General features: G+C 39.1%; 18 protein-coding genes. 3 read left to right on the top strand and 15 right to left on the bottom strand.

Annotation, left to right across the window (positions count from 1 at the left end; all coding sequences use genetic code 11):
- Positions 1-381 precede the first annotated feature (381 nt).
- Positions 382-1,890, top strand: a complete 1,509-nt coding sequence (locus tag MKY18_RS04025) for a helix-turn-helix domain-containing protein (RefSeq protein ID WP_106067565.1) — start codon at positions 382-384, stop codon at positions 1,888-1,890.
- A gap of 53 nt (positions 1,891-1,943) precedes the next feature.
- On the opposite strand, the gene MKY18_RS04020 is transcribed toward MKY18_RS04025, so the two are convergent.
- From MKY18_RS04020 to MKY18_RS03975, 10 genes are all read right to left on the bottom strand, one after another.
- The gene (locus MKY18_RS04020; protein WP_003217864.1) at positions 1,944-2,225 is read right to left on the bottom strand and encodes a hypothetical protein; all 282 of its coding nucleotides are present in this window, start codon (positions 2,223-2,225) and stop codon (positions 1,944-1,946) included.
- A 312-nt stretch (positions 2,226-2,537) separates the two neighbouring features.
- A complete protein-coding gene (locus tag MKY18_RS04015) occupies positions 2,538-3,827 on the bottom strand; it encodes a hypothetical protein (protein WP_311771824.1) in 1,290 nt (429 codons plus the stop codon).
- A 17-nt stretch (positions 3,828-3,844) separates the two neighbouring features.
- A complete protein-coding gene (locus tag MKY18_RS04010; protein WP_106067567.1) occupies positions 3,845-4,411 on the bottom strand; it encodes a hypothetical protein in 567 nt (188 codons plus the stop codon).
- Between the two features lie 165 nt (positions 4,412-4,576).
- The gene (gene thrS, locus MKY18_RS04005) at positions 4,577-6,508 is read right to left on the bottom strand and encodes a threonine--tRNA ligase (RefSeq protein WP_185108737.1); all 1,932 of its coding nucleotides are present in this window, start codon (positions 6,506-6,508) and stop codon (positions 4,577-4,579) included.
- 609 nt (positions 6,509-7,117) lie between these two features.
- On the bottom strand, positions 7,118-8,302 hold the full coding sequence (locus MKY18_RS04000) for a DUF1835 domain-containing protein (RefSeq protein ID WP_185108735.1): 1,185 nt from the start codon (positions 8,300-8,302) through the stop codon (positions 7,118-7,120).
- 280 nt (positions 8,303-8,582) lie between these two features.
- The gene (locus MKY18_RS03995; protein ID WP_126741122.1) at positions 8,583-9,413 is read right to left on the bottom strand and encodes a DNA alkylation repair protein; all 831 of its coding nucleotides are present in this window, start codon (positions 9,411-9,413) and stop codon (positions 8,583-8,585) included.
- Between the two features lie 137 nt (positions 9,414-9,550).
- Entirely contained in the window at positions 9,551-10,738 is a 1,188-nt protein-coding gene (locus MKY18_RS03990) for an MFS transporter (RefSeq protein ID WP_278178247.1), read from the bottom strand.
- Between the two features lie 26 nt (positions 10,739-10,764).
- Entirely contained in the window at positions 10,765-11,592 is an 828-nt protein-coding gene (locus tag MKY18_RS03985) for a MerR family transcriptional regulator (protein WP_106067571.1), read from the bottom strand.
- A 138-nt stretch (positions 11,593-11,730) separates the two neighbouring features.
- Positions 11,731-12,054 carry a carboxymuconolactone decarboxylase family protein gene (locus MKY18_RS03980; RefSeq protein WP_217013009.1) on the bottom strand — a complete coding sequence of 108 codons (324 nt, stop codon included), beginning with the start codon at positions 12,052-12,054 and terminating at the stop codon, positions 11,731-11,733.
- A gap of 26 nt (positions 12,055-12,080) precedes the next feature.
- Positions 12,081-12,470, bottom strand: coding sequence for a tautomerase family protein (locus MKY18_RS03975; RefSeq protein ID WP_113768288.1), 390 nt, complete (start codon positions 12,468-12,470; stop codon positions 12,081-12,083).
- Between the two features lie 111 nt (positions 12,471-12,581).
- Between MKY18_RS03975 and MKY18_RS03970 the strand changes: the two genes are divergently transcribed.
- Positions 12,582-13,466: a LysR family transcriptional regulator gene (locus MKY18_RS03970; RefSeq protein ID WP_268506790.1), complete on the top strand. Its 885-nt coding sequence runs from the start codon at positions 12,582-12,584 to the stop codon at positions 13,464-13,466.
- Positions 13,467-13,495: 29 nt separating this feature from the next.
- Here the strand turns inward: MKY18_RS03970 and MKY18_RS03965 are convergent, their stop codons facing one another.
- From MKY18_RS03965 to MKY18_RS03945, 5 genes are all read right to left on the bottom strand, one after another.
- Positions 13,496-13,909: a DUF6508 domain-containing protein gene (locus tag MKY18_RS03965; protein ID WP_265209048.1), complete on the bottom strand. Its 414-nt coding sequence runs from the start codon at positions 13,907-13,909 to the stop codon at positions 13,496-13,498.
- A gap of 174 nt (positions 13,910-14,083) precedes the next feature.
- Complete coding sequence (locus MKY18_RS03960) at positions 14,084-15,943, bottom strand: alpha/beta fold hydrolase (protein WP_283924239.1); 1,860 nt, start codon at positions 15,941-15,943, stop codon at positions 14,084-14,086.
- A gap of 55 nt (positions 15,944-15,998) precedes the next feature.
- A complete protein-coding gene (locus MKY18_RS03955; RefSeq protein WP_126741125.1) occupies positions 15,999-16,565 on the bottom strand; it encodes a TetR/AcrR family transcriptional regulator in 567 nt (188 codons plus the stop codon).
- 153 nt (positions 16,566-16,718) lie between these two features.
- Positions 16,719-18,104: a 23S rRNA (uracil(1939)-C(5))-methyltransferase RlmD gene (gene rlmD / locus MKY18_RS03950; RefSeq protein WP_106067575.1), complete on the bottom strand. Its 1,386-nt coding sequence runs from the start codon at positions 18,102-18,104 to the stop codon at positions 16,719-16,721.
- Positions 18,105-18,202: 98 nt separating this feature from the next.
- Entirely contained in the window at positions 18,203-19,072 is an 870-nt protein-coding gene (locus MKY18_RS03945; RefSeq protein WP_341027283.1) for a DNA-3-methyladenine glycosylase, read from the bottom strand.
- 432 nt (positions 19,073-19,504) lie between these two features.
- Between MKY18_RS03945 and MKY18_RS03940 the strand changes: the two genes are divergently transcribed.
- The gene (locus MKY18_RS03940) at positions 19,505-20,017 is read left to right on the top strand and encodes a hypothetical protein (RefSeq protein WP_044139727.1); all 513 of its coding nucleotides are present in this window, start codon (positions 19,505-19,507) and stop codon (positions 20,015-20,017) included.
- Positions 20,018-20,075: the final 58 nt, after the last annotated feature.

Raw genomic sequence — 20,075 nt, 5'->3', positions numbered from 1 at the left:
TATCATATGGTATGTATGGTGAGACAGTTCAGCATCATATAGATCGCATTCCTTTCTACTCCCTTTCATATGGTAATCAAAAAGCTGCTGCGTTTTATTCTTACATTTACCGTTTCAACAGCAAAAAAATAAACAAAATATCTAAAATGATCCATTTTTATAGGATTCATGGCTTACTTATCACCTTTTAAATGAAAAATATGGAGAATCAGGGCATAACATTTGTTTTCGTCTAATTTTTTTCTCTTTTATCATGAAAAGTGAAGACAAAACGATTTAGCCTAAACATTACAATCATTTCATGCCTATTTTGAGAATCAAATGTTCTTTAAGTGAACTTCATAATATAGAGGCAAGCCAAAGGAAGGAGTTAGTTGTTTGATGGAGCTCATTGATAATAAATCAAAGAGATGGATAAACATTTTAAAACTGCTTGTATCCAAAAATAAGTGGTGGAGCCTTCAAGAGATATCGAATGAACATATCGGTTCGGTTCGTGCCATTCAAAGCGATTTAGAACAAATGAAATCGTTCAAAACAGAGAACGGTGAGCCGTTAATCCACATAAAGCCAAGACAAGGCATATCCATTTGTTATACACAGACGATACGAGTGGACTACTATATCAAGGAAATTTTAAAAGATACGATTGAAATTCGATTGATTGACGGCATTTTTTTCGAACAAAACAGGTCTTTCTATGAATGGATGGACACGCTTAATATCAGTAGATCCACATTGTATAACACCATTCATAAAATCAATTCCATTCTTATCTCTTATGACATTGAGTTACGCCCAGATAGTATGCAGTTCCATGGAAATGAGAAGGAGATTCGTCAATTCTTTGTTGAATTTTTGTTTGAAGTGTATGGAAGCCGGCTTTGGCCATTCGATGATATTCAAAAGCAAGATGCAGTTGATTTATTACAAGAGCTATTTCAGGTGATCGAAGTCAATGTACCAGATGTGGCGATAGATAAATACTGCCTGTGGTTCGCCGTTTCCATTCACCGAATGAGGAAAAATTTCACAATAAGCCGTAAATATACGTACTCAATGAAAGAGGAAAAACAAACTTCTGCAGCCAAAGGGATCTATGATCAAATCAAAACATGGGAAGAGCATATTTGCCGAATGACCAAAGACGTATTTGATGTGACGCTGGATCATCATGAATTTGTCTTCTTGCTATTGATCGAACCAGCTATTGGACACTTTAAATCAATTGAAACTGTCGAAGAAAAATTGACGTTCTTCCAGTCACATACACCACGACTTTATGATGCCATTCATTCATTTATCAACCAATTGGAGTCGATTTTTCATCAAGAAATAGCGAATCGCAAGGTGATGACACTCGTTCTTCTCCAATATTATGTGTATTCCAATGAAATTACCGTGAGAGATGGATTCCTTTTCAAAAAGAAATCGAGCTATTTATCAGAGGTGAAAAAACAGTTCCCTTATTTCTATTCGAGGATTACTCATATCATCCAAGAGTTAAAAACAGACGATATCCTCGGTCCTTTTGTGAAAAATGAACGGGAATTGATTCGTATGATTACGTCGTCCTGGAGAGGGCTTGTTCAATTGGAAATGGAACGGAGAAACGTGTTGAACATATTTGTTATTTCAACATTAGGCTATTATCATAGTTTGTTTATTGCGGATTTAATTAAATTAAGCGTGCCTCCTCTCATTCACATTTTCACAAGTCCAGAGAATACATTAAATGATGTCACGATGGAGGAACTTGGGATCGATATGATTGTGACCGATACTGAGCTGCCTCTTCAATTCGGACAATCTACGCTACTGATCAGCTCTTTTCCAACAAAGAAAGAATTGGACAACTTGCACTCAAGATTGGTTGATATGATCGACTAATGTATATCAAAAAAAGCTGCTGAGGAGCTCTCAAGCAGCTTTTTGCTTCTGTATTAATGAAGCACTATTTGTTCATTCATCAAATCAATGGCATAAAGTGATTGCTCATATTCATCTAATAGAAGGTATACTTTGAGCGGTGCAGCCGTTTGATCTGTCTGCTGCGTGAATAGGACACAAGTGAATTTTTCGATCCCCTCTGGCAGCTTGCTTTTCAGAAAAGGATGAAGAATAGGAGAGATTCGAAGGGTATCAACATCTTTTAGCCAAAGTTCATCTTGTAACGCAGGATAATGGTCAACCAAAAACTGACGAAACACTTCCAATGTACTCAAGGTAGATATCCTCACTTTCTTCTATCATGGCTTCAAGCTTACCTAAACCAAACATGTTCAAAGTCATCCTATGATGTCAGCCCACCAAATGTCGTATACTACTAGAGACACGATTTCATTTTTTTCAAAAAGCATTGTAGATCAACTTTACTGTCATGAGTGTTTCATATGAATGACGTCTACTAAATTCCAACCGATGGACCTATGATCATATTCTTATCTGTTTCTTTCGTGATGAAACGACAACTTCCTGCTACAAAATTCCAAATTTCTTCAAAAAATTGGTGCGATGAGACAAAAAAGAACAGCTCCTCACTGTTCTTTCAAAGAAAACACTTCGCCGCTCTCTGCATCAACACCATCATGGCAATCGAGCTTTCCGCATAGAACATAATGTTTTTGCGCTTCGTCATAGACGTAAATAGGTGTAAGTTCAAGACGTTCTCTCAATTTTTCAAAAGCTTCTTTCTGAGATACAGAAATTTCACTTGCCGCTTGAGAAGGGCTCAGTATCCCGCACACTTGAAACATTTCTTTTTTATCTATGTAATTAACGGCTTCAAACGAGGTGGCGTCAATGAAGATTTTGATCTTGTCCATAAACCCACTGCCTTCTTGCCCGTTCGTTTTTAATATCGCATCGATGTATCCATGATCTCGATGGAGTGTTTTCAGAACCCACTTCCCTGTATCCTTTGGATATTTTTGCGCCAAGAAGGTTCGGACTGCTTTGATACACTCAGCTTGCTCTTCTTTTGATATCGGGAAGGTATCTGGTGACGGTTCCAATGAGAAAGCTTGTTCAGCTGAAATATTCTCATGAATATTCATTTCCTTTTTTTCAAAAGCATTATTTAACGGTTCATTCCACTCAATGATCTCATTCATGTGTATACAATGCGTTTCTTCACGTCCAATTTCAAACGGAAGAGTTCCTGTTCCATCGTTCTTCACATAAATTTCTTCTAACGCATAAATAGATCGGATTCGATTGTGCTCAAAGGAAGGCCATTGAAACAGCTCCACTTGCTGCTCAGCTAAGTTCTCCAGCTTATCAAGGGAAAGCGCATATTCCTCAGCTTTCAGTAATGTTTTGGCTAAAAATGGGCCGTGGTGTGTAAAGTACATGAGCTGTCCATGTTCATTCCATTTCACTTCGATTATGCCTGAAGGTGTTACTTTCATACCATCTATTGCTTCTTCGAAAGAAAGTTCCCCTTTCTTCTTCTGATGCATATGAAAATGCTCACCATAGATCAATCCTGTTTCTTGTTCGATCCATTGAATGACATGAACTGGATAAGGTCTCTTAAACATGACCCCATGCTGCGCATAGGTTTTATCCATGACAAAAATAACCGATTCGATCTGTCCTGTATTCAAATTGACTTCAATGACAGCTGTGCCGTCTGGGTTGACATCGTCGTCCGCAGGTTCAGCTTCATGAGAGGGGAACCATTCCATATTCAATGTATAAATCGTTTCATTGAACATGTTGACGTAACGATGAAAGCTGTGTCTTTTTAGATCATAAAGATCTAAGCCAAATTTCGACTTTGTCTGATCAATCAGTTGTTGAATGTTTGCATTCAATCGTTTCACCTCAAAATAATGATGTTTTATGGAAGAAGAAAAATGACGATAAAGATGAAGATGATGATTACAGTAAAGAACCCTAAAGCTATTGCCATTATGTTTGACTCTTTTGTGTAGCCTGTTAATTCACCTACAGTCGATCGGTCGATTTTTCTAAAGCGAAAAAGCATGCTTATATTAATAAGAGCTAGAGCCATAATCAATAAGAAAAGTAGAAACATAGGTTGGATATCAAAGAATGGGTTCGATACATCTTGGAAGCTAAGTGACTGAAAGAACATAAGCCCACTCATTATCAGTTTCCAAACATTATCCATCCTCTGTTCCTTCTCCCACTCTTTCCCTAATTTTTCTCTTTCATAAATAGCTATCTGCTCGAAAATTGGAATAAAGGACTTTGTTGATCCTTTTTTAATAAAACCATAAATGCTTTGAAGGAGCATTAAAATTCCTAAACAAAGAAAGAAATGTGTAAATCGAATTTCAACAATTTGAATCAACATATAAAAAGCGATGATTAAGATAACAGCTATTAAATTAGAGACAGCTATTTGTTTCGTCCTCATCTTTTTTAGTGCAGCTTGTTCCATGCAATACTCCTCTCCGTTTCAAAGGCTTCTGTGAACGCTCTATCTTTATTACGATTTTACCCGAAAAAATGTTTCAATATTTTCCCTTTCTATTGTCAATTCGGCTTTTTTCGCAAATGAAAAGACGCCCATCATTCAATGAACGTCTTATCCTTCTTCATGAAATCAGCACATCATTTCTTGAGCAACTGTTCTGTCTTTTATTTGTTGAGTTGCCAGATGTTTAAAGTCATCAATAGACAACTGTCTAGATGTCTTTTCTCCATGCTGTCTGATATTCAGTGTTTTTTCTTGCATTTCTGTATCGCCAATGACAGCGATATAAGGGATTTTTTGCATTTGTGCTTCTCTCATTTTATAGCCGAGTTTTTCATCCCGTTCATCGATTGTGACTCTGATTCCAATCTTTCTTAATTGCTGCTGCACCTCAAGGCAGTGGTCGAGGTGAACCTTTGAGACAGGGATGATTTGTACTTGTACTGGTGCCAGCCATAACGGGAAGGCGCCTGCAAAATGCTCGGTGAGAATGCCAAGGAAGCGATCAAGAGAACCGAAAATGGCACTGTGAATCACAACTGGCCGTACCTTTTCATTCTTTTCATTGATATATGTTAAATCAAATTTCTCAGGCATTTGAAAATCTAGCTGGATTGTGGCGCACTGGTGGCTCCGCTGCAAGGCATCTTTAATATGAAAATCGATCTTCGGGCCATAAAATGCCCCATCTCCTTCATTTAACTGGTAATCGACCTTTAGCCGATCAAGCACATTCTTTAGCGCTGATTCAGAAATATCCCAAATGGCATCATCCCCTAGCGCTTTTTCTGGACGAGTGGATAGTTCCACAGAGTACTCAAAACCAAATGTCCGATACACATGATCAACTAATTGGAAAATCCGTTTGATTTCAGCTTCAATTTGATCTTCTCTCAAAAAAATATGGGCATCATCTTGGCAAAATGTCCTGACCCTGAACAATCCATTTAATGCTCCGCTAAATTCATGACGATGCACCTGACCAAACTCAGCCATTCTGATCGGGAGGTCTCTATATGAATATAAGTTATTTTTAAACATGAGCATATGTCCTGGACAATTCATCGGTTTTAAAGCAAAGCTTGTATGATCTACTTCTGAAAAATACATATTTTCATGATAATGATCCCAGTGCCCTGACTTTTCCCATAGCTCTTGGTTCATCATAAACGGTGTGCTCACTTCTTCATATTGCGCTTTGCTTCGTACTTCTCTTGAAAAAGCCATTAATTCATTTCTCACAAGCTGACCTTTTGGTAAATAAAACGGCATACCTGGCGCTTCTTCTGAAAACATGAACAGAGATAATTGTTTCCCTAATTTCCGGTGATCACGTTTGTTTGCTTCTTCTATGAAATGAAGATAATTAGCTAGTTGTTTTGGATGTTGAAATGCGACACCATACACTCGCTGCAATACATCTTGATGACTATCACCCCGCCAATAAGCCCCTGCAACACGTGTTAGCTTAAATGACTTTACGAACCCAGTAGAAGGTAAATGAGGCCCGCGGCATAAGTCGATAAATTCACCTTGCTGATACACTGTGATGGCTTCTCCAGATGGGAGACGTTTTAAAATATCCAGCTTATATGGATCATGCGCAAACATCGATTCAGCTTCTTTGTAGGAAATCTCCTTTCTTTGGATATGATGATTCTCGTTTATGATGTTTTCCATTTCTTTTTCAATAGCAGCCAAATCCTCTACACTTAATGTTTGATTCAGCTTCATGTCATAGTAAAATCCATTTTCGATAACAGGCCCGATTCCAAGTGTGACATTGTCGTATAACCTTTTCACAGCTTGGGCTAATACGTGTGCAGATGTATGGCGCAGCACTTCAAGGCCTTCTTTTGAATCGAGTGTGACAATAGACAGCCGAGCATCACTTTCCAGCTGATGACTGACATCGACCATTTGTTCATTGATCTTTCCTGCCACTGCTTTCTTCCTTAAGCTTGGGCTAATATAGGAGGCAATATCTGCGACAGTCGTACCTGCAGAGAACTCCTTGATCTTTCCATCTGGAAATAGAATCTTCACCATTTTTTCTCTCATGACTGACACACCTTTCATTTTTTGAAATAAAAAAACACACCCATCCCTCATAAAGGGACGAATGTGTAATCCGTGGTTCCACCCAAATTCCCATAACGCATATTCGCTTTATGGCTCTGGTGCCGTAACGTGGCATAGTCGGTATTGGATACTTCAATTTTCCCCAATACAGCTCAAAGGTGGTAAGACAACTTTTCTGCGTTAGGAAGATTTCAGCGTGACTTCCCTCTCTGGTAACCGATAAAAGCGGCTCATGTCCTTTTCAAAGCAATGATGATAGTTGAGTGAACAAAAAAACACACCCATCCCTCATAGAGGGACGAATGTGTAATCCGTGGTTCCACCCAAATTCCCATAACGCGTATTCGCTTTATGGCTCTGGTGCCGTAACGTGGCGTAGACGATATTGGATACTATGATTTCCCCAATACAGCTCAAAGGTGGTAAGACACTTTTCTGTGTTAGGAAGATTTCAGCGTGACTTCCCTCTCTGGTAACCAGTAAAAATGGCTCATGTCCTTTTCTTCGCTTTTAATTTCTCCATATCTTACATGAAGATGATGGATCATGTAAAGCTTTATTTTTTGCATCGCAATTGAAATTCATTCTTTAAATGAAATATTGCGTGTATTCACTTGGGCTGTATTCAATTTGAAACGCAGGGGATAAGGCTCGTTTCACTTCTTCAGTGATACGCTCTCCTTCTTGATTGAATTTCTTTTCCATGTCTGCACCATTTAGTACCAATTCATCTGTCTCTTCGTCAAACCAGCGGCCATACTGCATGTTCCAATTCCAGATTTTCGAGAAAAGTGTATCACTTATTGGTACATCGTCTTTTTCTAAATGACATTGACAATGCCCACAATGAAAAGGTTCATATCCATAATCTCCTTCAATTTTCACAAAAGGATGATCCTCATACTCTCGACAGCACACCCACTTTTTGAAGTTCTGACCGAATTCTGTCAGTTTAATTGAGTAATAACGCATAGAGGTGCGCCTTCCTATCATGTCAAAAATCCCTTGATCAATTAATGTCTTAAGTCGATACTCAATAAAATCATCATCGATATACTGTTCTAAATAACCGATGACTTCCCCAATTAAACGTGGCGTTACGATGTACTCCTCTTCTGGATGGGACTGATGAAGCCGCTTAGCCATTTTCACTAAATAAGCATCAAATTCATCTTCTGGTACGCTGATCGTTTGTCCTTTTTGCCATATTCGCAGCGTATGATTTTCTTTAGCAAATGAAAGCCATTCGATGAGGAATTGCGCTCTTTCTTCTTTTGTTACTGAGTGCATATGCTCTTTACTTTTGTACAAAACTTTCAATTTTTCAGTTGTGATTTCACCGGCATGCCGAATATCCATTCTTCTTGTATTTGTATTGAACAGTTGATCAAATGCAGTCGTTGTATTGATGAGAGACAATTCAATGTTTTTCTCTTTTAATAAATAGATGGCATATCGTAAGCCAATTTGCTCATGTGCATTACTGCCTGTCCAGATGAAGATACTCGTACCATCTTTTATATCTTTTATTTGCTGAAGCATTCTATGCTGATCGGTGACCATGTCGTCAAAATGTCCAAATTCATTTGATATCACGTTACGTAGCCACTCTATACGTTTCTCCTGTCCTTCATGTTCATGCAAATGCAGAAGGGGTCCAATCGAATAAATGTCATCAAAGGCGATGATATCATTTACTTGGTCTTGCTTCATTTCGCGCAATGCTTGTTTTAAACTACCGGCAGCTGCTGCTCCAAATACGATATGTATCATCAGTCGTCTCCCTTTATATTACAGTTTACTTCATCTTCACCTATTCATGGTTCCCTCGTCAATTCTATTGAGTCAATTTCATTCAAAAGTATGACAATGAGATGATCAGAGATCTTTACATAAGTGATAAAGGCAGAACCGCGGAAGCTAGACTTTTACGAAAAACGAAAAGCCCCTCGAAGTGGGGCCATTTGCGTACACCCCGCTCTTGAGGCTTTCTTTCTGATTGATTTGTTTATGTAAATATTCTTAAAAAAGGAATTTCAGTTCAAGCCCTTATTCACAGATTTCCCTTCACAATCGTTCTCTTGGCTTTCTTAACAATTCTGCTAGTCGCTTTTGTATCAGAATCCTTTGACCACTGTTCACAAAGGCTCACGACCCAATTGGGCTGTGTTTTACTCGCGTCATTGAGCCAGTTTCCTACAGAATCTTGAACATATGTGGATGGATCGGATTTGAGTAAATTTAGAATAGGCAGTGCCCTCTCTGGCTCCTGTTTTAATAACTCAATATGCTTTGTCCATACCCCTCTCGGACGGATTGCCTCTAAAGAGAAACGGCGAAGATTTTCATCCTCGCTTTTTGCCCATTCTGTTAAATGCTCTATACTTTGATCGAGCTGAAGACTTAGACTTTCTCTCACTGACATCCACGCAATTTCTCGAACACCAAAATGATGATCAGCTGCAAATGGCTGAATGTACGCAAGTTTCTCTTCCAGTGTTGATAAACTCTGTTTGTTCATATAAGCAGCCCAACAGCGAACGCTATCAGATACATGGTGAGCAAATACCTGTAGCACTTCCGTTTGTTTTTCTTCATTCTCTTCATGTAGCACGTCATCTAACAATTGACCAATGAGCCGAATGGCTTTCATTCCTGATTCAGCTTTTTGTTTAGTGATCTCAGATGATACATCGTCTAAACGATGCTCTAAACCAACGGACGGCAAAACATGCTGTATTAGCGTCATATGATTGACAGCCAGCCATTCAGTTAAATTCACACTTTCGATCTCTCCCTGATTCAAAAGGGTCAAGACGTCATGAGGGATATCAGTCCCCTTTCGAGCGCCTTTTCGATTGATCATTTCCTCACTTATTGGCATTCTGTATTCTCTCCTTGTCTAGCAGCTTGGATATTGACTCCTATTGTAGCAAATAAACAACTTCACTGGTGCATTCTTCAAATCAAAAAGGAACTACCCGAAATAAGTAGTTCCTTCCATACAAAATTGAATGTAAGTTAGCTTCCTTGCTCGATCATCTTCAAACTCTTACGCTGAGAAAACCGATCAAACGCTACCATTAGAATGGTCATGAGTAAAGCGAGAAAAACAGTGCCAGCACTGATCCAGCTTAGGTTTAATATAGATGTTTCGCTTAGCACAATCCCTCCTACACCAGAGCCTAAGGCAAATCCGAATTGAATAAATGATGTATTGACACTTAAGGCGATATCAGGAGATTTTGGTACAAGTGTGACAAGATATAACTGCTGAGCTGGTGATGTGCTCCATGTAGCGATCATCCATATCATGATGACAGCTACCATGACCACGAGATTACCTGTGACAAATGATAGCAGCAAGAGCATGATGATTTGCAAAATGATTCCTGAGAAAATCGTGAATATTGGGCCTTTTTTATCTGCCGCCATCCCTCCAAGACTGGAACCCAAAAAGCTGCATATTCCTGCTAGTAACAAAATACCACTGATTTCTGTGATGCTAAGGTTTGCTGATGCTTGCAGGAAGGGCGTTAAATAGGTAAATAACGTGGAATATCCACCTACATAGAATAGCGTCACTGCCACCGCGAGTAAAATTCGCTTATCTTTTAAAATCGATAACTGCATACGAAGCGTCACCGGTTCTTGTTCTTTCATAGAGGGAATCCGCCTATACACAACAATCAGCGGAATAAGCGTGATCAATCCAATGGCTGCGAATAATGCTTTCCATCCGATCATACTGCTTAAAAATGTCCCGATTGGAACGCCTAAAACCAAGGAGCTGCTGAGTCCCATTAAAATGATACCAATAGCTGTTCCTCTTTTTTCACGTTCTACAAGACGAGTCGCAACAGCCATTGCCACCACAATAGCCGTCCCCCCACTGATTCCTTGTAAAATCCTTGTCATCATCACCATTTCAAACGAATGGCTGACACTTGTGATGAAATTACTTAAAATAAAAATAATCAGCATCCATGACAATATTTTTCTGCGGTCTATATTGATGGTCAGTGCAATGACAATCGGTGCGCCGATTGCCGCTGAGAGCGCTAAAGACGTGACCAATAATCCAGCGGCAGACGTCGTGACATGTAAATCATCTGCGACCATCTGGATAATGCCTGTAATGATATATTCGATTGTTCCGATTAAAAAGGCTGCTAATGCAAGTAAATAGACAACGGTTTTATTTTTCATCGTGACGTTTCTCCTTTGGGCAATGTTTACGATTTGATTTCATCTATAATAGGAATTTGAATTTCAATGAGTCTGCCTTCTTCATTTTCAGACAATGGGTAATAAATCTCTCGGCCCGGCTGGTCTTCTTTCACGCGGTATCCATTATTTTCGATCCATGTCGCCAGGTCAATACAAGCTGTTTGTGCGGATGGAGAATGTGAATGAAATAATAGTGTCGCCATGGTTTCTTCAGCGGGTAACGTACGTATCTTGATTCCTTGAGGAAGAGTGCCCCTTAACGCTTTGACGGAATACCCCACCTCAAACTCGAACTCACTTTCTTTTTCGAATGATTCCCTCCATAGCACTACTTGTGGTCCAGAGATCGATTCTTGTTGATGTTTAAGTAATAAATGATGAAACATTTGAAAGAATGAAGGAATTTCGTCAACAGATCCGTTGGATTGAAAAGACATGATGCGTTTGCTTTCAACGGATTTGATGATGACTTCCTGTTCTTTTTCAACACATCCCTCTCGTTTGATGAGGTGCATCCGCTCCTTAATACGCGCTAATTTCTGTTGTTCTCTCTCGATCAATTGCTGAATTTCACTTTCTTTCAGCAGAAACATGCCCTGAATTTGCTCTACTGAGATATCTTCACGAAGAAGCTGAGCCATTTGCTTTAACGTAAAGCCCAATTCCTTGTACAGAAAAATTCGGTTGACCTCAAGCAGCTGTTCAGCTGAGTAATAACGGTATCCTGAATCTTGATCAATCTGCTTAGGCTTTAATAAATCAATTTGGTCATAATATCTTAACGTTTTGACAGGGACTTTACTTAACATAGAAAAATCACCGATTTTGAACATCCTGCATCTCCTCCGTTTTGTTGATCTGATCACAGTATAAACCCTTCAGTTAAGGGGAAGGTCAACAGAAGATTTTAAAATAAAATTTACCGCATATAAAAAGCCCTATATCAAATAGGGCTCATTGTTTGATGAACTTTATTCGTCCTCCAAAATATGTTTAGCCGCTTCTAGTGCTGAAGCTGCTTTAGGCCATCCGCTATAAAAACTAAGATGGGTGATGAGTTCAATCAATTCTTTCTTCGTTACACCATTTTCTTTGGCAAGATGTAAATGATATTCCAGCTGATTCAGGTTGCCCGCACTTACTAAGGCTGAGACTGTAATTAGACTGCGATCTCTTAGAGAAAGTTCCTCTCTCCTCCACAAATCTCCAAAGAGAACTTTTTCTGAATACTCAACAAATGCTGGAGCAAAATCTCCGAGAGTGAATTTTACAGTTGGCTTGATTGGTTGATGCATAGCTATTTCCCCTTTCATTCGTTCCGTTACTTGATCATCTGCGCAAGCCCTTCTCCAAAGGACCAATTCTCCAAGCCTGTCTCAATCAGCATAATGAATACATTTTCTTTACGTATATTGAGCTGGCAATACAACTGGTCAGCTACTTCCTTATATAAAGACTGCTTCTGTTCCTCGTTTCTTCCTGAACCACATGTAATTTGGATATATAAAAGACGATGATCCCTCTCATGACGAAGAAGATAATGGGGATCATAAAAAAATTCTTCTTTCTTATGTGAACTGAACACCTGAAAGTAGTCTTTTTTAGGAACTTGAAATTCTTTCATCAGAGCCTTCATGATCGTTTGGCTAACAGAAGCTAAGCTTTCTTGATCGTACGCCTTTTCCATATAACTGACTTTTACAAATGGCATGAATGTCATCTCCTTTTTTCTGTCTTACTTCATTTTACATCCCAATACTCATTTTATATAATTGAATAATATATAAAATTATATTCATATATCGAATGGAGATTATTAGAAATGGACTTAAAAGAGTTAAAAGCATTTCAAGCCGTGATTCAGGAAGGGACATTCTCAAAAGCCGCTCAAAAATTGAATTATGCACAGTCGACCATAACGAATCAGATCAAACGATTAGAAAAGGAGTTAGGATTTCAATTGTTTGTAAGAGGATGGGAGGCTGAATTAACCCCTTCAGGACAATTGTTTGCCAAAGAGATTGATCAGTTGATACTCCATTGGCACTTTGTATTAGAACAATCACAAAAACTCCAAAAAGAAGAAATCGGAACCTTGAATATAGGCGTCATAGAACCAATTGCTGCCACTATTCTTCCTTCCGTCCTTCAAATATTCAGGAGACATAAACCGAATATCACATGCCACTTTATCATCGGTAATACAGACTTTCTTCACAAGCTTCTGCTCAAGGGTGAGATTGATTTTGCCATTGCAGGGGAACCAGTGATGAATACACTTGCGTTTGAGGAGTTGTACAAGGAGGAAATGTCATTTATTATCGCAAAACAGCAGGCAGATCAAGTTGGAACGATTTCATTGATCAAGGATCTTTATCAACAGCCTTTGATCATAGGCGGGGAAAGCTGTTTATATCACATGAAGTTACAAAAGGAACTCTCAAGAATAAATGTGGAGCCGTTCACTTATACCATCAGCCAGATTTCAGCAATTCCATCATTTCTAAAGGAATTCCCCTCTGTCGGAGTCGTCCTTTCCTCTATCCCATTGTCAGACGAGTTTGTGCAAGTTCCAATTGAAATGAAGGACCCTTTTATCTCGATAGGAATCTTAACTCATAAGGAACCCCATCTTTCTCTGGAAAAGACCAAGCAGCTGCTGCTTGATCTATTTCGTCAAGAAGCGGAGCAATTCACATTCTCGTGATCTCGTTTCAGAAACAAAAAACCTAGATTTCATACATCTAGATTTTTCAATCTTTCAAGCCATTTTAAGATGGCTCCACTTTTAAAGGAATTGAATATGGTACCATCGCAAAACCGCTCAGCTCTCACCACTCCCATGATGAGAGCAAGCACACACTGCGCATTTAAACTAGAGATGTCCACATTTTCCATATCGTTCGGTCCACCTTCAATGCCATTTTCTTTGAGGATCTCTCTGTAGCGGGTAAGCTCCAGCTCTTGATGTTGTTCCGCAAAGTTATAGACATCTTCGATCAAGTGACGGACCGTTTCGGAATATTTCACAAAAGGCATTTGAATTGGATGTTCCGCTGTTCCATCATTTTCTTGATCGATCACCCATTCTCCAATATGATCTTCTTGAAGCATCGGTATGTATTTAGTCAACATCTTGAATTGACTCATTCTCATCCTCCTCTATTCTAATTATATGGTTTACTTTGTTTCTCGCGAATTCATCAAGTATTCTACTAGTGAAATTTTTTAGCCAAACTGGTCTACCCCCAGAACGAAAAATTGTGCTTACTTGTCATAAACATCTCATTTTTCGTTTTGAGTAGATGGTCTACCTCAAACCTTTTATTTATCCCATACTCTCATCTGCTTTATGACCAATGCTGCTGTTTCACTCGGATGGCTAAGTGGGAAATGATGACCATATGGAACAAAATCAACCTGACCAAGATGCGATGGGGCAGAATAGCCTTTGTCATAATCCCCCCAAATAACATGGAGATTATCCTTTGTGACCTCATTGAAATCATCTTGATCGGTTTTCTGTAGTAAGCTGTTAAGCTGAACCGTCGTATTTAATATTCTAGGAGACGTAAAGCTGTTTCTGATTTTTTCAATATAATGTTCAGGGATGCTCTCCGCCCTTTCAAACAAACCATTACTTAATAAATAACGCTCTATCATAATAGTCGTTGCCCATTTCAATGTCCATTTGTTCATAAATTGTGGAACATTTAGCGATTTAGCATATTTCTTATCAACAGGTGGCTGAAGTAAAGTGATTGAATACTTCTTATCGATGTACTCTTGTACCAATGCCTCCAGAAGAATATACGCACCGAATGAATGGCCGATTAAATGTGCACCATTCGTCGCTTTCTCCAATACCTTTTTCACGACATTCAAATAGATATCTAGAAGATGTTTCTCTCGTTTAAAAGGAGAACGTCCCAAACCTGGAAGATCCAAAATCCATACAGGTTGACCCGTTTTTTCATGAAGCTCTTGTGCTAAAGGGAATAAATCCTCTCCATCACTTAATAAACCATGTAGTAAAATAAACGGTTTACCCTCTCCTTGTAATTGGTAAAGGGTCGTGTTATCACATAATGTTCGTTTAAATAAATGATCATCCTTACCGTTTGGATTCATCATTCGATAATCCAGATCAGCTACTACAGCAGGGAAAAATTTCATGACACTCGTCTTCTGAAACCAATCTTCTCCCATTATTTTTTTTACTGCAACATTTGAAAATGTTCGTTTTGTCATAAAGTTCAGTCCATCAGAAGGAATGTTTGTTATTTTACTTACGCCACTATTCATCATAGCTTTCATCAGTGGCATTGGGACAGAGATTTTTGGTGTCCTCATATTCATACTTTTTGACATCATACTTAATAATTCACCAATGTTCTGATCGTGCTGCCAGTCTTCAACAAGCGTATATGTTTGAATAGCTGGCTGCTCCAATCTGAAAACCTGCACAATAAACCTTGCAAACTCATCGTTTGAAATAAGTGGCAATCTATAGTCCTTACCTCCAGGAATCACCGGCATGAGCCCTCTTCGCATACTCTTCACAAGCAAACCTAATCCTGCTATTTGCTCTGTACTCCCCGTTTGACTACTACCGACTACAGTTGGCGGATTAATGACAGAAAGCGGATAACCTACTGCTGATGCCTGTTGACGAATATAAAGATCTGCTAAAAATTTTGTTCTCTCATATGGATTTTTTATTTTCAAATAGCTGTTTCCTTCTTTAAACACATCAATTGTAATCTTGCTATTTTGATCATCAAAGGGACTCATATAACCGACAACATGAATAAATTGTTGCAAGCCCTTCAATTGATGAATACTTTTAGCTAAGTCACTCATATGTTTGGCGCCATTTAAAAAGACGGAAGCTGCCTTTTTACTTGTCGCTTGAATATCCATGGGTCCTCCTGCGTGAATGATCACATCCGTTTTCAACACCTTCTCCTTATCTTCAGCACTTAGACCCAAATCGACTTTCGTCAAATCACCTTCAATAAAGTGCATCACTGCTTCTTTTAAGATGCCTCTTTCTTGAAAAATGCGTGTTGCTTTACTTTTCGATCTCACTAAAAGAAGAATGTTCACATCCTCATTGGCTAATTCTTTCACTAACTCCTTTCCAATAAAGCCCGTTCCACCAATTAATAATACTGTTCTCATATAAAATCTCCTTTTAGTACTATTCAGTACTAATTTAATGTAAAAAAAAGCTTCTTTATCGAAGCAAGTTAAAAATATGATCGGCTGTTTTTGTGATGACAGTGGCATCCTTCAATGTTTCTGAAATAAATAACGCGCCTTCAAGATTGGTAATAAACAGTGATGCAACCTCATCAATATGAATCGTCGTTCTGAATTCTCCATTCTCTACTCCTTGTTTCAGTAATAGAGAAACCTTCTTTTGTAATCCTGTAAAAAACAAACCTATTTTTTCTTTTATTTGCGTGGCCTGATTAGGACTTTGAATATAAAGAGTAATAAATGGACAGCTTCCCTTATATTCTCTCGATTGAACTCCTTGTGATAATTGCTTTAAAAACAGTTGGATACGTTCTTCAACTAAAAATTGGTTCTGAGATAGTACATCATCAATTGCAGATTGATACATGTCAATCCAATAATCAACGACCCCTTCTAATAATTCTTCCTTATTAGAAAAGTGATAATACACATTAGACTTTGACACTTTGCTTACACGTACTAATTCATCCATGCTTGTATAAGCAAATCCTTTTTCTAAAAATAAAGTTGCAGCTACTTCAATCACACGTTTTTGATTCATTAATTTTACTTTTTTCATAATTAGAACTATATAGTACTAATTTAAACATTGCAAGTGTTGATGTTCATTTAGAAAAAAGTCTGATGAAAGAAATGCCCGCAAAACAAAAAAAGCTCGAAAATCTAATATTGATTTTCGAGCCTTGATTAAAGTCTATTTTTTCACGAGCGATACAACAGTCTCCACATGTGCCGTATGCGGGAACATATCGACTGGCTGCATGTATTCGATTTTGTAGTCTTTTGACATGTATTCGAGGTCTTTTGCTAGTGTAGATGGGTTGCAAGAGACGTAGACAAAGCGTTTTGGTTTGATTTGTTTGACCGTGTCTAAGAAGGTGCTTTCGCAGCCTGTTCTTGGCGGGTCCACGACGATGACGTCAGGACGGAAGCCTTCTTTGACCCATTTTGGCAGCCAGTGTTCGGCTGTTCCGGTTACATAGGTCGCGTTTTTCATGCCGTGTTTTTTGGCATTTTTCTTGGCATCATCAATTGATTCTTTGATGACATCCATTCCTCGTACTTCTTTGGCGCCATCTGAAAGCCACATCCCAATCGTTCCAACGCCGCAATACGCATCGACAATTTTTTCTTTGCCAGTCAGTTTTGCCGCTTTTTTCGCTTCGTCGTAAAGCTTTAGCGTTTGCTTCGGATTCAATTGGAAGAAAGCACGTGCACTCAGTTCAAAGGAGACGTCTCCTAAAAATTCTTGAATGACCATGTTGCCAGCTAGGTGAGATGTCTTATGACCAAAGATGACCGACGTTTTTTCACCATTGATGTTGTGCATAATGGACGTCACTTCTGGCAGACGTTTTTGAATGGCTTCGGCAATTTCTTTTTTCTTTGGAAATTCAGGTTTTGATGTGACAAGAACGACTTGTACTTCACCTGTTTCAAAGCCAACTCGAACAACAATCGACCGCACGTCACCTTTTCTTGTCCGTTCATTGTAGACCGATACACCGAATTTCTCTAAAATTTTGCGAACAACGCCTGTTGTTTTGTTCGTTTTCGGATGCTGCACGATGCATTCCTTGATCGGTACAAGCTTATGAGAGTTCAGTCCGTATAGCCCCGCAATAATGTCGCCGCTATGAGAACGCCCTACTTGGAACTGACTTTTATTCCGGTAGTGCCATGGATCTTCCATACCGATCGTTGGTCGAATATCCAGCGTTTCGACCGATAGCTTCGTGTGTCGTTCCATTGATTGAATGACAATATCACGTTTTTCCTTTAGCTGCTGCTCATACGCCAAATGCTGAAGCTGACATCCGCCGCACTCTTCGTATACTGGGCATGGCGGTTTCACTCGATGCTCGGAGCGCTTTCTAACTTTTCTAACCGTACCTTCTGCATATTTTGCTTGGACATTCGTTGCTTCCACAACCACTTCTTCGCCTGGAAGCGCACCTGGGACAAAGACCACTTGCTTTTTAAAATAACCGACCCCTTCACCATTAATGCCAAGGCGTTTAATGGTAAGCGGAAACTGCTGTCCCTTTTGCAAAAGGGCACCTTGCTGTTTTTCCTTCACTTCATTCTCTCCGTTCTATCTGAACCCTTGATAGGTTGTCTTCATTTTATTCCATCTCATTAGTATACCATGACTTGGACAAAGAGAGAAAATCCCTTTCATTTATCTGTCTCAATGCTTCTCCATAAATATAAAGAAGCGTAGCTTAAATAAGGAGTCCAATCCTTGCTTAATGCTGCCATCTCTTCTTTTGTCGGCTTTGCAGGCAGGTCAAAGTGCCGTTTGATGGCGTTTTGAATCCCGATATCTGCCATCGGAAAGAGATTCGGTCTTCCAAGTCCATTCATGAGCACATTTTGAACTGTCCAAGGTCCAATCCCTCTAATCGGAAGCAGCCGTTCTTCCACCTCCAGATCAGTTAAATCATGTAATTCTTCTAAAGAAAGAGAGCCGCTCACAATTCGCTTTGAGACATCGATGACATATTCCGCTTTCCTCTGACTAAATTGGAGCTTTCTCAAATCCTCTGTTTCAAGTGAAGCGATGGCTTCTGGTAAAGGATCAAACCAAACCCCCTCTATTTGCTCGCCGTACGTATGAACAAACCGTTTCGTGAGTTCATAAGCAAACGCCAGATTGAGCTGCTGATGAATGATGCATTTCATCAAGCAATGATATAAGTGAAAATCCAGCATGAGCGGTGTTCCCTTATGACGCTCAAAAACGGGGGCTAGATTTGTTTGAGAAAAATGCTCATGCACAGCGTCTAATTGATGCTCCATGCCAAATATCCGCTTCACCTCACATATGAGAGGTTCCTCAGGACCATTTCCTTTCACCCGAAACGTGGGCGCTTCTTTTGTTCCGGTGGCTTGAACGACGACAACGTATGGTTTTTGTTCTAATCTGATTGGTACTTTGATTTCTCTTTTATTCAAATCGACTGCTTTTAATGGATCATTTGATAAGCGTCTTAGCACTTGATTGAAGTGATATGGCGGTTCAACGGTCAGCTCTTTTTCCCACATGTTTTCCTCTTCCTTTCTGCAAACACGCAGATGCGATTGTTTCACTTTGCATGAATGATTCTCTTGATTGAATACATTTAAACATAAAGAGTACAAGAATTTATCAGTTATATCTTCCTTATTTCCGGTCATTTTCCTTTTGGATGAAAGAACATTTTTAGTCGAATTCAGCTAAAATTCGACAGCACCCTTCAAGATTTTAGGCTCATTTTCCTTAAATTAGAAATAGAACCTCTGGGTGATATCTTCTATTCCAAAAATATTTGTATAATTATGACATATCAAGGAGGTGAACAAAGGAATTAGCTGATTAGGCAATCATTTGTTTTATCTTGCAGGAACATATTTTACCTCATTGATAACCGGCTTCACCTAGTTTCACATTTTACGAAAAAGAAGACCCAAAATTAAAAAACAAAGGAGATCCGACCAATGAAAAAAACCATTCTTTCTATTGCCCTTGCCACTGCTGTTTCTTCGACACTACCAGTATTCGCTGATGCTGCTGAGAAAAAAACATCAGCACCCGTCTCAACTACACTACAGCAAACTGTCTTAAACAAAGCGGCTGAAGGAAAAGCTGGAACGACTGCTAGTCCTAATGTTAACGTCAACTTCGATGTTCTTGGAATTGCCAATGCAATTGTTAACGCAGTAAACGCAAATGCCAACCGTTCTGGATTCGTTAAAAGCGTGATGGAAAGCACATTCTATGCTGCTGGTGGCAGATATAATGTCATGGTCTTTAACCTAAGCCAAAATTATGAAGACCGTTTTAACGGCGTGAAAACTTTCGCTACTGCTAATCTTGGTAACGTTGTTTACGGTATTTGGGTATTTGAAAGTGGTACCTTTAAAAACAACGGCGATGGCGGCTGGGATAACTGGGCGTTCAGAGGCTGGTTCGATCGTCAAGATAAATTTGTTACGTTCCATCGTCCTTAATTCTCGGTTTTATCCATCAATCATACACGCACATTGGACCGATCTCAGTGATGAGATC

This window comes from Bacillus sp. FSL R7-0672 (assembly GCF_038601465.1).
GTDB classification, from domain to species: domain Bacteria; phylum Bacillota; class Bacilli; order Bacillales; family Bacillaceae; genus Bacillus; species Bacillus pumilus.
This window is presented reverse-complemented; position numbering and strand designations above follow the sequence as displayed.

What these genes read in the sequence shown, in the direction of transcription:
- MKY18_RS03945 (WP_341027283.1), bottom strand. Translation starts at nt 19,072, where the DNA reads ATGTGGGAAAAAGAGCTGACCGTTGAACCGCCATATCACTTCAATCAA.
- MKY18_RS03960 (WP_283924239.1), bottom strand. Translation starts at nt 15,943, where the DNA reads ATGAGAACAGTATTATTAATTGGTGGAACGGGCTTTATTGGAAAGGAG.
- thrS (WP_185108737.1), bottom strand. Translation starts at nt 6,508, where the DNA reads ATGAGAGAAAAAATGGTGAAGATTCTATTTCCAGATGGAAAGATCAAG.
- MKY18_RS03985 (WP_106067571.1), bottom strand. Translation starts at nt 11,592, where the DNA reads ATGTTCAAAATCGGTGATTTTTCTATGTTAAGTAAAGTCCCTGTCAAA.
- MKY18_RS03940 (WP_044139727.1), top strand. Translation starts at nt 19,505, where the DNA reads ATGAAAAAAACCATTCTTTCTATTGCCCTTGCCACTGCTGTTTCTTCG.
- MKY18_RS03990 (WP_278178247.1), bottom strand. Translation starts at nt 10,738, where the DNA reads ATGAAAAATAAAACCGTTGTCTATTTACTTGCATTAGCAGCCTTTTTA.
- MKY18_RS03955 (WP_126741125.1), bottom strand. Translation starts at nt 16,565, where the DNA reads ATGAATCAAAAACGTGTGATTGAAGTAGCTGCAACTTTATTTTTAGAA.
- MKY18_RS03980 (WP_217013009.1), bottom strand. Translation starts at nt 12,054, where the DNA reads ATGCATCAACCAATCAAGCCAACTGTAAAATTCACTCTCGGAGATTTT.
- MKY18_RS04010 (WP_106067567.1), bottom strand. Translation starts at nt 4,411, where the DNA reads ATGGAACAAGCTGCACTAAAAAAGATGAGGACGAAACAAATAGCTGTC.
- MKY18_RS03970 (WP_268506790.1), top strand. Translation starts at nt 12,582, where the DNA reads ATGGACTTAAAAGAGTTAAAAGCATTTCAAGCCGTGATTCAGGAAGGG.
- MKY18_RS03995 (WP_126741122.1), bottom strand. Translation starts at nt 9,413, where the DNA reads ATGCCAATAAGTGAGGAAATGATCAATCGAAAAGGCGCTCGAAAGGGG.
- MKY18_RS03975 (WP_113768288.1), bottom strand. Translation starts at nt 12,470, where the DNA reads ATGCCATTTGTAAAAGTCAGTTATATGGAAAAGGCGTACGATCAAGAA.
- MKY18_RS03965 (WP_265209048.1), bottom strand. Translation starts at nt 13,909, where the DNA reads ATGAGTCAATTCAAGATGTTGACTAAATACATACCGATGCTTCAAGAA.
- MKY18_RS04000 (WP_185108735.1), bottom strand. Translation starts at nt 8,302, where the DNA reads ATGATACATATCGTATTTGGAGCAGCAGCTGCCGGTAGTTTAAAACAA.
- MKY18_RS04025 (WP_106067565.1), top strand. Translation starts at nt 382, where the DNA reads ATGGAGCTCATTGATAATAAATCAAAGAGATGGATAAACATTTTAAAA.